This window comes from Nostoc sp. (genome assembly GCF_036917775.1).
Classification (GTDB): domain Bacteria; phylum Cyanobacteriota; class Cyanobacteriia; order Cyanobacteriales; family Nostocaceae; genus Nostoc.
On the sequence record NZ_JBALEQ010000058.1, the window covers coordinates 61,299 to 74,495 of the forward strand.

Genomic DNA, 13,197 nt, shown 5'->3' on the forward strand with positions numbered 1-13,197 from the left:
ATTTCAGGTTAAATTGATAAGCTATGCGCCCCTAAAAACTTCACCTAAGCACATATCTACCAAAACAGTCAGATCCAAAGAAATATTTTTCAGTGGACTTTCTTTACTATCCACTGTCTTAAACTGATAAACCAATATTTCAAATAACTGTCTGGTCAGTATTTGAGCAATTCTATCTATGTTTAATTGTCTAAATTTGTCTTTTACTAAAAGCTAAAGAAATTCACTAATCACTACCCCAAGAGTCAACAGTCAAGAGTTAAAAAACTCTAGACTATAGACTCAGGACTTGGCTTCCAAATGTTGGGGGTGAGCAGGAGATTCAAACTTATACCCTACGCCACGTACAGTTTGAATTAATGCTGGCTGACTAGCATCAATTTCAATCTTTTTGCGAATTTGACCAATATGTACATCTACAACCCGTTGGTCGCCGACATATTCATAGTCCCAGACCTCTTGGATGAGTTCTGCCCGTCGCCAAACTCGACCTGGATGACTTGCTAAAAAATGCAACAAGTCAAATTCCAGCGCAGTTAAGGGTACTGCTTGGTTATTAAGTGCTACCTCCCGTCGCACCGGATCAATCATCAGTTTTTCAAATACCAAGCGTTTCTGCTCGGCAGTAGTTATCACTCGCTGCCGTCTCAAAATCGCTCCGACTCTGACTTCTAGCTCTCCCAACCCAAAAGGCTTGGTGAGATAGTCGTCAGCACCTTTGGCAAAGCCGCGAATTTTGTCAGCTTCGTCAGCACGACTAGTCAACATCAAAACAAAAACACCATTACGACTTTGCATCTCTTGGCAAAGGTTAAACCCCGTTACATCTGGTAGATTCACGTCTAGAATTACCAAATCAGGGTTAAATTGCTCAAATAGAGCTAAGGCTGTCTTTCCGTCTTCGGCAGCCTCCACCTGATAGTTCTGTTTAATCAAAAAGCGTTGGATTAAATTCCGAACCGCAGGATCGTCGTCAACTACAAGAATCTTGGCAGGAGCCATGACCATTACTTTGCACAAAAATTCGTAAGATTAACAAGAGAGTTGCGTAAAAACGCAGTTACCACTTTGGGACTAACTAAGAATCTACATGGCTACGGTATGGGAATCCCGATCATTCACAAATAAATACTGTAATCAGAAATGTAGGCGATGAAAACGCGAAACTTCTTTTAGCCACAGTAGATAGGCGCTCTGACTTTAGCCGTAATAGTTCTAGTTAGATGGCAACTTAAAACGTTTCAATTTTAAATCGATATGCGGATATATACCACAAGCGATTATTCAGTATAATTAAAAAAATTCTATTAGGGCACAGTAATTTTGCCAAATTGAAAGCAGTAAAGTTAATTTTTTCATAAAAACTCTGGATTTTAGGTACTCTCCGTTCAAATTCCAGATTAAAGCCAGAATTAAGCAACGACATGAGGGTATACACGGAGTTATAGCGATATGTTAAAGTGACTATAGTTGAAATTACAAAGTCAATCAAACTAACCCGTGCTACTATCCTGGTAGGGCATAAAAGTAGGTCGAGACTTTAGTTTCGATTAAAACAAAACCTAAAACTGTTTTTTATTCGACAAAAGACTGCCGCTGACTGAGGCTGAAGTAACAAACTCCCATGAGCGATCAAAATCCCTACGAAAAACTTGGGGTATCAGAAGAGGCTAGCTTCGATGAAATTCAGGATGCTCGTAATCGCCTATTCGAGCAACATAGTGGCGATGCCAAGCATTTAGAAGTAATTGAAGCGGCTTACGATGCGATTTTAATGGATCGCTTACGGATGCGCCAGGAAGGAAAAATTAAAGTTCCTGAGCGCATCCGGTTTCCAGAGTTGCGAGTGCAATCACCTCCTAAAGAAAGTCCAACGCCTCGTGAGCAGTCACCTGCATGGCTGCAACGGATGCTGGATCAGCCAACACCTGCGGATATACTTTTACCAGGAGCTTGGTTTCTTGGTTTGAGTTCTATCAGCTTGTTTTACCCAGAGGGAGGCGAGCAGATTTTGCAGTTAGCATTGGTGGTTGGGGTAGGCACCAGTATTTACTTTCTCAATCGCAAGGAAGGCAAATTTGGCCGAGCAGTTTTGTTTACCCTGATAAGTTTAATCATTGGCTTAATCGCTGGGGGACTAGTTGCTAGCTGGCTCTTACCACAAATATCATCATTCACCAATCTGGGAACGAATCAGTTCTCTACTGTAGTAACGTTTATATTGTTGTGGTTGGTTAGTAGTTTTCTACGGTAAACCACTAGCTGTAAGCAAATTTCCATAAAGAATACATGGTTTATATGTGTTCTTCTCAAAGATATAGAGTCAGGAGTCAGAATATGTATTCTGACTCCTGCTTTAATTTGTACGATTAATTCAATCTTTTAGAGCTACAAAGCCTTTCTAGACAAGGTGTTTGGGTTTTAAGACTAAATCTACAGCAGTGCTGAAATCTTTAACGATTAAGTCGGGGTAGTAAAGTTCCAATTGGGTGCGATCGCGAATACCACATTCCACAGCCATCACCTTGATATCATAATTTTTAGCTGCGGTGATGTCGGCTTCTGTATCTCCCACCATCCAGGTATCAGTAACCGGAGGCAGTTCTTTCAATGCCCTAGCCATTAACAAAGGCTTATCTTCAATATCACGAGTTTTAACGTAGTCGTTACTCAGGCAATAACAACGATTTTCTGGGAAAAATCTCCCTAAATCGTGTTTTTTAAAAGCATAATCTAGTTCTCGAACTCGGCGCATCGTCATAACTGCCAAATCAATTCCGGCTTCTTGAATTTTTAACAGTGCATCCACAGCACCGGGCGCAAGAGTGTCATAGTTGAAATAAGCTTCTGTATGCACAGTTTGCCGCCGCAACTGGGCAAATTCTTGGGCTTGGGCTTCGTCTAAACCGGAATTTAAGGCGATTTGTTTTTCAGGAACGCGCGATCGCTTTAACTGCCAAAATTCCGCTTTTGGAAGTTCTTGCACAACTTGGTTTGGGCGACGAGTTTTCTCCAAGCAGAATTGATAAACACGGTAGTACCGTTCGGAAACATCAATAATTGGGCCGTCGAAGTCAGTAATAAGTCTTAGCATCGGCGGAAAATGTTAATTTTTATTAAAATTATCTCAGATATATGACTATTTTTCGAGAGATAAATTTTAATATCAGCATTTTATTGCAGGGTACCACGTTTGATTTGTTCGCTTTCAATGGCTTCAAATAAGGCGCGAAAATTACCTTCGCCAAAACCTTTAGCTTGAAAACGGCGTTCAATAAACTCAAAGAAAAATGTCGGTTGTTCAAAAATGGGCTGGGTGAAAATTTGTAGTAATAAAGGTGCAGTTTGCTGTGTTTTTACGGGAGTATATTCTTGCCAGTCCACCAGAATTTCCTGTTGAGCGATCGCTTCTAGTTCTAGAGGTGATAGGGTGAGTCCTGAACGCTGTTTTAGTTGGGAGTAGTAGGTTTGGGGAACTGAGAGTAAGGATAAACCACTGGCACGAAATTTAGCGATCGCACTCACCAGATTAGTTGTCCGTAAGGCAATATGTTGAATACCTGGCCCCCGATTAACATCTAAAAATTCCTGAATTTGGGAATTTTTGGAAGCTGGTTCATTAATTGGCAGTTGGACACTGCCGTTATGGGAAACCATTACCTGGCTGTGTAAAGCAGAACGATTGGTTTTAATTTTAAATGCTTGCTGGGGTTGAAAATCTAAGATGTTTTCGTACCAAGTAACGGCACGTTCCAATTCACCAACTGCCACATTTAACACAATGTGATCGATGGCGGTAAAAGTGTTGTGATTAGTCATTTGTTCTTTGTCATTTGTGTTAGTTACAGATGACGATGGACAAATCACCAATGACCTTTCTATTAATGTATGAGTCAATCCACCCCAGGCGGCAATTTTGCCACACTTGAGAAAAGCCCTACCTACCTGGCGTTCTTGAATGGGTTGTAGGATTGTAGCACCATGTTTTTGAGCTTGTGCGATCGCAGCTTCTACATCTTCCACAGCAAAAGCGACATCTGCTACACCAGGTGGATATTTACGCAAAAACTCCGCTACTGGACTTGTAGGTAACAGTGGTGAAGATAGAAAAAAGCAGACAGCACCACTTTTCACTACTTCTGTACAAGTGTGAAACGAACTGCTGCGATCGGCTACTGATTGAAAACCAAGATGGTGTACAAACCAATCCCGCCAAGTTTTAGCATCTTCTACATAGAAATGAACGTGATCAATTTTCATAGATATTGAAAATCCAGCATAACAGCTTATATATCTGTAAATTTTGCCTCTTTTGCTAGATTTTCATGTCCTTCCTAAGCAGGAATTATTTAGGCGAACTCCCACTCTAAAAGAACAGATGACTATCAGGTTGAATATTAATTTCCATTGGCACAGCTTGCGGTTCGGCAGAAAGGGCAAAGAAAATCGCATTGGCAGCAGTTTCAGGACTGAGCATTTTTTTCCGGTCTACTTTTAGGTTGACATTATCCCAGAAAGGAGAATCTACCCCACCAAAGTAGAATAGCGTGAACTTGATACCAAAACGCTTGAGTTCCTCTGCCATGCACTTGCTAAAACCCACAACACCAAACTTAGAAGCAGAATAAGCTGCTGCCATCCCCATCGAATGCTTGCCGAGAATTCCTACCACATTACAGATGTGACCAGACTTGCGCTTTTGCATCTCTTCAGCAGCCGCCTGGCTAGTATAAAAGCTGCCTTTTAAGTTGACATCTAGCATCTTGTCTAAATCAGCAGGTTCCAGGCTGTTGTAAGGCTTGAGTATACCTACACCGGCTGCATTCACTAAAATATCGATTTGACCAAACTTAGCGATGGTCTTTTCTATCAAAATATCTACTTGTTGGGGGTCAGTAATCTCAGTGGGAACGGTCAAAACTTCCCCTGGTAAATCAGCTGCCAGTGTTGTTAAACGAGCTGCATCCCTCGCAGCTAATACCAACCTGACTCCGGTGGGCGCAAGTTTATGTGTTAAAGCTGAACCAATACCACCAGTAGCACCGACAATAACGACAACTTTATCCTGCATTGCAATATTTATATTTCTTTACATCTGTTTACATAATACTGAATTACAGGCTCAGGTTGTACGTAAACATCCAGAAAACATCTACTCGCGCAATAGTGCTGTTACCTCATATTCCTTGCCACTCACTTTTAATGTAAATGTGGGAGACGATTCTAAATATTTAACAAAACTAGAACCTAAGTTTAATTTTTTTATAATTGAATTAGGGGCTTCTCCGGTTATTTTCTGTAACTCTGAACAGAGTTTAGGTACACATAATTTAGTTTTAGGAGACTTATTTTGTATATCTTTAATAATTTTTAATAATATTTTATCTAATACTTTTTTATTATGGACTTTCGCAAAATTTTCTTGTTTTGTTTCTTGAACATATTCTGTAAAAGAGTTATCTAAAACAGGGCTTATTTTCTCAACTTCTTCCTGCTTTTGATTATATTTAATATCTATCTCACATCTTTCTTGAAATGAAGTTGCAACATCCACTAAACTGTTTAATCTAGCATTGATTGATTCCTGTTCAGTTTTAATCAAATCTTGAATTGTATCAAGTACTTTTTCAAAAGATGGAACTTCTGTTGCCACCGCTAAAGAATAATCAGTTAATTTACCATTATTCCGATTTTCTATATGCAAATTTTGCCCTTGTCTACGTACCCAATAGACAATCAATCCCTGGTTTTGGAGTTCGTTACAGAGGTGAATCAAAATTCCATCGCTAGAACAGACTAATATTTCTTTAACTGTTGGATAAGAACGTAAGACACAAGCACCGAATGCAATCATTTTTGCATCAGCACTATTTTTACCTTCAGGAACATGGACAAGTTGATAGCCACGGTTATATAGTTCAATATCTTGCTTGCCAATACTTGGATTTCTCCAGTTAGCAAATGCCATTTTAACTTGGAGAGGGCATTTGCATACACTAGCTAAAAATAATTCTGAATTGATATCTAACTTTAGGTTTTCTGCATCCAAAAGGAGAAGAGATATTCCTGCTTCTAATTTAGGTTTAATTTCATTTGATTGCTGAATTTGGAGAAGAAACTTAGTAAATGCAGCAGACTGTAGGCAATCAGATGATAATATATTTTGCAGGACTTCTTCTGCTAATTTAACATTGAAAGAGTTAAGATTCCTCTCTGGGATTTTTTCTTCTGGTAAGTTTTTGACTAAAGAAACTTCTGTCGTTACAGCCATAGATACTTTAGTCTGTCCGTTGGTGTTAGCAAGCAACTCACCTTTCAGGGAATGAGGAAATACAGGCTCAAGAAATTGTTGACCACAATTTTTGCAGAGGTAATTCTGCTTGTCATTCCGACAACCATTTTGACGACATGAAGTAAATTCGCACCGAGGGCATTTCATCTTATGATTCAGGTGGTCTAGGCAGATACTTTTCTTTAAGTATATAGTATAAAAAAAGACTGTCAATATTAGTCTGCATTGCCCAACATAACAAAAACTTAAAGTAAGTAGAAATTAAATTCACCCTTAATTTCCGCCTGCACTATGAAATAGCCCTATGAATAGTTAGATTTTAAGAAACATTTCAATTAACGCGGGCGAAAACGTAGTCACGGGTACGAGAATCTACGGGATTAGTAAAAATTTTATTTGTAGTACCAAATTCAACCATTTGAGTAATACGATTTTCATTACTATGAAAGAAAGCCGTAAAATCAGATAGGCGAGTAACTTGCTGCATATTATGAGTAACAATCACAATTGTTAACTCAGAGCGCAATTTATGGATTAAATGCTCAATTTTCATGCTACCAGCAGGATCAAGACCTGAACAAGGCTCATCCATCAACAAAACATTTGGTTTGACTGCTAAAGCCCTAGCAATACATAATCTTTGTTGTTGACCACCAGAAAGTTCTAAAGCAGACTTGTGCAACTTATTCTTCACTTCATCCCAAAGTTCCGCAGCTTTGATGGCAGATTCAACAATCCCATCTAATTCTACTTTCGGATGCCATCCAATCAATTTCACTCCATAAGCAACATTATCGTAAACACTCATAGGAAAAAGATTTGGCTTGGGAAAAACCATACTAACTTGGCGACGTAAGCGATTGATATTGACCCGACGCTCATAAATACTCTGGCCAAAAAATTCTACTTTTCCTTCAACCTTCACTTCTCCTTCTAATTCACTCATGCGATTTAGCGATTTAATAAAAGTAGACTTGCCACAACCGCTAGAACCAATAATTGCTGTGATTTGGTTTTGGTAAATATCCATTGACACGCCTTCAACTATCTTTTGAGTGTCGTAAGAGAAGCTGAAGTTTTTGACTCTGATGGCTGGAATTAGTTTACTCATATTGCCAAAACGTGTAAAACAAGACTTAACTAAGTAAAACAGTACAAATCAGCACAGCTGTTTCACTATGTTACTCCTAAAAGGAGATATTCATGGAAATTACGTAGTTATGCTGTAGTCATCCAGCAGATAAACTGTTAGTAAGTATTTATATTAAAACTGTGTTCCCAAATTATCTTTTATAGACTTATCTCAATATCACATACTCTTCATGTATAGTGAGGAGTTAGTTTATTTATCAAGATAAATAAATTAGTAACTTTTTTAAACTACATTTTATGAGTATCTTCTAGCGCGAGATAGTTCGACAAAAATCAATAAGTCACGCTAGAACATAGCTTAACCGAAACGCCCTGAAATGTAGTCGCGGGTGCGAGGGTCTAGTGGATTGTTAAAGATTTGCTCTGTAGCCCCAAATTCAATCATTTGACCAATGCGACTTTCGTCGGTGCTAAAGAAAGCCGTAAAATCAGAAACACGGGCGGCTTGTTGCATATTGTGGGTAACGATCGCAATTGTCAACTCAGACTGTAAGCTATGAAGGAGTTCCTCAACTTTCATGGTGGCAATGGGGTCAAGAGCGGAGCAAGGCTCATCCATCAGCAAAACTTTCGGCTTGACTGCTAAAGCGCGGGCAATACATAATCTTTGTTGCTGACCACCAGAAAGCCCTAAAGCTGATTTATCGAGCTTATCTTTGACTTCATCCCAAAGAGCAGCGCTTTTAAGAGCAGATTCAACAATTTCATCTAATTCTAGTTTTGAATTCCTACCTGCTATTCTCATCCCGTAGGCAACATTTTCGTAAATGCTTATCGGAAAAGGATTCGGTTTTTGAAACACCATACCAATTTGGCGGCGTAATCGATTGATGTTGACACGAGGATCATAAATATTCTGACCAAAAAATTCTACATATCCTTCAACTTTCACAGGCCCTTCTAATTCGCTAATGCGATTAAGAATTTTTATGAAGGTAGATTTACCACAACCACTAGGGCCAATAATTGCGGTTACTTGTTTTTGATAAATATCTATTGATACCTTTTCAATTGCTTTTGTTGTGCCATAGTAAAAGCTAATATTTTTAACTTTGATAGCTGGAATTAGGTTACTCATGCTTGATTAAGGTGCGAAATAAAAATTATAAAAACAGAATTCAGGAGTCAGGATTAAGACGAAATTATATAATAGTAATGGGATAGAATCAAATATATTTTAATTTTCTACTTTTACTATTTAATAGTCTTAAATTAGTAGCCAATCAAAATAATCTACTAATTAATTCTGACTTCTGAATTCTGTATTCTGCTCATTTTATTCTTCTCTGTCTAATAACTAAGCGAGAAATAATGCTGACACATAAAATTAAGCCAAGTAAAACTATAGAAGTAGTCCATACCAATTGGCTTTTTTCTGGGTCGGGGTCGTTGTAGAGGTTAAAAATCAACACTGGTAAAGAAGCTGTTGGACTTAACAATCCTTCTGACCAATCTAGACTAAATAAAGCGGTAAAAATTAAGGGTGCTGTTTCACCAGCAGCACGAGCTACAGCTAATAAAATACCTGTAGTAATTCCGGGGATTGCAGTAGTGACAACAATGCGAAAAGTAGTTTGGAAGCGAGTTCCACCTAAAGCAGCAGAGGCGAGGCGTTGAGATGCAGGAATCAGTTTTAAGGATTCTTCTGTTGTCAGTATAATCACAGGTAGCATAATCACGGCTAATGCAAAACCACCTGCGATCGCACTAAATCCTTTAGTTACTAAAACTATTACACCATAAGCGAATACACCTACAACAATTGAAGGCACACCTGTAAGAATACTGGTGATAAAACGAACAAGATTAGCAATTGTGTTGCTTTGTCCAAATTCTGCCAAGAAAATTCCTGTCATAATCCCTGTGGGAATGCTTAAAATAGCACCAATGATCACCATGATCATGGTTCCTAGTATGGCATTGCCAAAGCCATTATCAATCACTGCTTTGACAAACATTTCTGATTTGAGTCCAGATATTCCCCGGATGAAAATTTCCCACAAAATTGATAATAAAGGAATGAGTGCTAAACCTGTAAAACCAAAGGCGATCGCATTCATTGAGTATGTAAATATTAATCGCTCTGTTGGCAGAGGACTGCATAATTCTGCTACCAAAGATTCATCCGTTTCTGACTGGATGTAACCACTCATAAGTTTTACAAATTTTGATTGATAAATGTCTTACTACACCGATAAGAAAGTATTATTTATTTTTCCTACCAACCCACTTCACCAATAGCACAGCGCCAATATTTACAGCTAGAGTCAACCCAAACAAAATCAATCCCAAATAGCTTAAAGCACCTATATGCAATCCCGGTTCAGCTTCAGCAAATTCATTAGCTAATACGGAGGGAATTGTATAAGCTGGATCGAGTAAAGAAGCACTAATTTGAGAAGAGTTGCCAATCACCATAGTGACAGCCATTGTTTCACCCAAAGCACGTCCTAAAGCAAGCATAGCTGCACTTACAATTCCAGAAAATCCTGATGGTAGCAAGACTCGAAAAATTGTTTCCCAACGAGTGCCACCCAAAGCCATAGATGCACTACGTAATTCTTTAGGGATAGCCATTAAGACATCACGACTAATTGCTGCCATTGTGGGCAAAATCATGATGGCTAGAATAACTCCAGCAGTCAACATATTAGTACCAGAAGGATCTTCTGTATTAAACAGTGGTATCCATTTAAAAGTGCTGCCTAGCCACTTTTGTAGAGGTTCTAGAACTGGAATAAAGACAAAAATACCCCATAGACCAATAATTACACTGGGAATTGCTGCAATTAATTCCACAACAAATGCTAGGATAGTTCGCAGCGATGTAGGTAAGAAATTTTCACTCGTGACTAAGGCTACTGCCATTCCTACCGGGACAGCAAACAAAATAGCGATCGCACTACTTACCAGAGTTCCATAAATATAGGGTAATGCACCAAAAATCTGATTACCTGTATCCCAATCTTTTCCCCACAAAAACCCCAGTCCAAACTGCTTGATGGCTGGTAGTGCTTCTGAGAAAATTACCCAACTCATCAAAAATAGCACTGCAACGGTAATCACAGCAAAAAAGTATACTAGTCGTGTAAAACCTTGGTCAAACCAGAAATTTGCGCCACTGGCACCTGTTAGATTGAAACTTTCATCGCCTAGATTTGAATCATCTGATGAATTTGCCATTACAAATCAATAAAATAGATTTTTTATTGCTACTAGAGCGAGTTATTAACTTACTCTAGTAGGAGAGGAAATTATTAAGATAATCCCCCTATTCACTCTTTTTAAGAGAGAACATTAAAATCCCCCTTTTTAAGTGGATTGGGGGATATCTTCTACGTAAGTTCTAAATATTGCAAATTAAGGTTTGACAGAACTATTCACTGTTTGAAGCACCCGATTTGCTACATCAGATGGAATTTTGGTGTAGTTGAGGTCATCATTATACTGTTGACCGTCCTTCAATACCCAATTAATCCATTTCTTAATTGCATCAGCTTTAGCAGCATTAGCATACTGTTTGTAAACCATCATCCAAGTAAGACCAACAATGGGATAACCTTGTCCTGGATCTCCTACAAAAACGCGGTAGTTTTCTGGGAAAGTGACAGTTGCCAAAGCTGCATTTGCAGATTGTAAAGAAGGAGCAACAAATTCTCCTTTCTTATTTTGTACCAGTGCTGATTTGAGGTTGTTTTGGACAGCGTAGCTATATTCTACATAACCTATAGAACCAGGAGTCCGAGCTACTATAGCAGCTACGCCTGGATTCCCTTTGCCTTTAAGGACATTTGGCAAATTCCATTTTGGAGCAGTGTTAGCTCCAACTCTGCCTTTAAAATAACCACTGATAGCACTCAAGTGATTAGTAAAAATGAAAGTTGTACCGCTACCATCGGCACGAACAGCAAATTTAATTGTTTGATTTGGTAGATTAGCACCTGGGTTATCAGCTTTAATTTTCGCGTCATCCCATTTGGTAATTTGACCTGAATAAATTGCTGGTAATGTAGCGCGGGACAATTTGAGATCGTTAACACCCGGAAGATTGTAAACAACAGAAACGGCACCGCCTGCTGTGGGTACTAAGATTACACCATTCTTAACTTTAGCAATTTCATCATCTTTCATTGCAGCATCACTACCACCAAAGTCAACGGTTCCAGCGATGACTTGACGAATACCGCCGCCACTACCAATTGCTTGATAGTTAATTTTCAAGTCTGGATATTTCTTCTTCACTTCACGAGCATACCGTTCGTAAAGCGGAGCTGGAAAAGTTGCTCCTGCACCATTGAGAGTTTCAGCTTGTGCGATCGCACTAAAAAATGGACTAAGTGCAACAGAAGTTGTCACCAATGAAGTAGCAACGACACGATTCAAGGTGGTGGTCGAAAAAATCATATTACCTCTGATTAAAGGAATATCTTCCTGCTGTAATTCCAGCCTTAATCAAGTTACATTTATTATGGTTAACCTTTCTTTAACAATTGATAAATAAAAAATTAAGATGCGTTTAAATCTTAATTTAAAACGCTTTTTATTTTATTAATATTTGATTATTAGATTAATTACTAAAAAGATGCTAACAAAAGCTTAAATTTGATTATACGGTTTAGTTTCTGGTAGTGCGATAAACTCTTCTAGGGTCAATATTTTATTTAATATTTTTACCATGATTATCCTAGCTTCAACTTATAATACTTTTTGACATCGTTAGTATTTACCTGATTCTAAAATATTTTTCAATTTACCAATCCGTAAACATCTAAATTATTTCATATTTTCTTGCGCCTACAATACATTACTAAAAGTATAAATAATCCCGTCCCTGCCAAATATTTAATTACATCAGGTATGCTCGGATTAGGTGAAAAAAAGCCTTCGATAGTACCAGCAATAATCAACATTGGTACAATGCCAAATACTAGCTGCACTGCCTGAGAACCATAAAATTTCAGTGCATCCCCACGGCGATATTTACCAGGAAATAAAATTGCTCTTGCTAATAAAAATCCTGCACCCCCAGCAAAAAAGATCGCAGGTAATTCCAAGGAACCATGCGGAAACACAAAGGCCCAAAAAGGATCAGCCAAATTATTTTGACCAACTAAAGTGCCAACAGCACCAATTAATAAGCCATTAAAAATCATTAAATAGGATGTATATAGCCCGACAGTGATGCCACCGGCAACAGCACCAAAAGATACTGACAGATTATTGATCGTGATACTGCTGGATGCCAGAGGTTCAACACCGACAATTGACCCCATCCATAATTTATGCTCATCTCGCACCTTGGTAATCAAACTTTCAGGTACGATCAAAGTCATAAAGCTGGGGTTTTGCCAAGAATACCACCAAGCCACTAGTGCCCCCAGTATGAACAGTGCCGTGGCTAAAGCAATATATGCAAATGTTTTCTGAACCACAGATGGTAATCCCCATCTGTAAAATTCTAGGATTGCCTGCCATTCCTGTCGCCGCGAACCTTGGTAAATCTGCGTATAGGCACGAGTTGTTAAAGATTGTAAACTTTGTATCAAAGTATTGCCGATTTGCTGGGTACGGGCACGAGCCAAATCTGCCGCTACTGAACGATATAAACTCGCTAACTCTCTAATTTCTGCTGCCCTTAGAGACTTTAGCCCTTTTTTTTCTATCTGTTTTAATAAGGCATCCAGACGTTGCCAATTTGGTTCTCGTCGCGCAATCCAACGTTGAATATTCATGAATTTTGGGAACACTGAGTT

Annotated in this window: 12 protein-coding genes; 1 reads left to right on the plus strand and 11 read right to left on the minus strand. The window is 38.6% G+C overall.

The window, feature by feature from the left end; translation table 11 throughout:
• Nucleotides 1–282: 282 nt before the first annotated feature.
• The gene (locus V7K69_RS09760; RefSeq protein WP_041565535.1) at nucleotides 283–1,002 is read right to left on the minus strand and encodes a response regulator transcription factor; all 720 of its coding nucleotides are present in this window, start codon (nucleotides 1,000–1,002) and stop codon (nucleotides 283–285) included.
• Nucleotides 1,003–1,624: 622 nt separating this feature from the next.
• Between V7K69_RS09760 and V7K69_RS09765 the strand changes: the two genes are divergently transcribed.
• Complete coding sequence (locus tag V7K69_RS09765) at nucleotides 1,625–2,254, plus strand: CPP1-like family protein (protein WP_114081822.1); 630 nt, start codon at nucleotides 1,625–1,627, stop codon at nucleotides 2,252–2,254.
• A 147-nt stretch (nucleotides 2,255–2,401) separates the two neighbouring features.
• Here V7K69_RS09765 and V7K69_RS09770 read toward each other — a convergent pair whose 3' ends face one another.
• The 10 genes from V7K69_RS09770 to V7K69_RS09815 all read right to left on the minus strand — a co-directional run bounded on the left by V7K69_RS09770 (nucleotide 2,402) and on the right by V7K69_RS09815 (nucleotide 13,176).
• Nucleotides 2,402–3,094: an HAD family hydrolase gene (locus tag V7K69_RS09770; RefSeq protein WP_335033703.1), complete on the minus strand. Its 693-nt coding sequence runs from the start codon at nucleotides 3,092–3,094 to the stop codon at nucleotides 2,402–2,404.
• Nucleotides 3,095–3,174: 80 nt separating this feature from the next.
• A complete protein-coding gene (gene hppD / locus V7K69_RS09775) occupies nucleotides 3,175–4,260 on the minus strand; it encodes a 4-hydroxyphenylpyruvate dioxygenase (protein WP_335033705.1) in 1,086 nt (361 codons plus the stop codon).
• 106 nt (nucleotides 4,261–4,366) lie between these two features.
• Nucleotides 4,367–5,071, minus strand: coding sequence for an SDR family oxidoreductase (locus V7K69_RS09780; RefSeq protein ID WP_335033707.1), 705 nt, complete (start codon nucleotides 5,069–5,071; stop codon nucleotides 4,367–4,369).
• An 81-nt stretch (nucleotides 5,072–5,152) separates the two neighbouring features.
• Nucleotides 5,153–6,439: an IS1/IS1595 family N-terminal zinc-binding domain-containing protein gene (locus V7K69_RS09785; RefSeq protein WP_442936130.1), complete on the minus strand. Its 1,287-nt coding sequence runs from the start codon at nucleotides 6,437–6,439 to the stop codon at nucleotides 5,153–5,155.
• A 184-nt stretch (nucleotides 6,440–6,623) separates the two neighbouring features.
• The gene (locus tag V7K69_RS09790; protein WP_335033711.1) at nucleotides 6,624–7,403 is read right to left on the minus strand and encodes a phosphate ABC transporter ATP-binding protein; all 780 of its coding nucleotides are present in this window, start codon (nucleotides 7,401–7,403) and stop codon (nucleotides 6,624–6,626) included.
• A gap of 339 nt (nucleotides 7,404–7,742) precedes the next feature.
• Complete coding sequence (pstB, locus tag V7K69_RS09795; RefSeq protein WP_335033713.1) at nucleotides 7,743–8,522, minus strand: phosphate ABC transporter ATP-binding protein PstB; 780 nt, start codon at nucleotides 8,520–8,522, stop codon at nucleotides 7,743–7,745.
• A 193-nt stretch (nucleotides 8,523–8,715) separates the two neighbouring features.
• Complete coding sequence (gene pstA, locus V7K69_RS09800) at nucleotides 8,716–9,597, minus strand: phosphate ABC transporter permease PstA (RefSeq protein WP_335033715.1); 882 nt, start codon at nucleotides 9,595–9,597, stop codon at nucleotides 8,716–8,718.
• Between the two features lie 52 nt (nucleotides 9,598–9,649).
• Nucleotides 9,650–10,627, minus strand: a complete 978-nt coding sequence (pstC, locus tag V7K69_RS09805) for a phosphate ABC transporter permease subunit PstC (RefSeq protein ID WP_335033717.1) — start codon at nucleotides 10,625–10,627, stop codon at nucleotides 9,650–9,652.
• 177 nt (nucleotides 10,628–10,804) lie between these two features.
• Entirely contained in the window at nucleotides 10,805–11,848 is a 1,044-nt protein-coding gene (pstS, locus tag V7K69_RS09810; protein ID WP_335033720.1) for a phosphate ABC transporter substrate-binding protein PstS, read from the minus strand.
• A gap of 374 nt (nucleotides 11,849–12,222) precedes the next feature.
• Nucleotides 12,223–13,176 carry a stage II sporulation protein M gene (locus tag V7K69_RS09815; protein ID WP_335033722.1) on the minus strand — a complete coding sequence of 318 codons (954 nt, stop codon included), beginning with the start codon at nucleotides 13,174–13,176 and terminating at the stop codon, nucleotides 12,223–12,225.
• Between the last annotated feature and the right edge of the window lie 21 nt (nucleotides 13,177–13,197).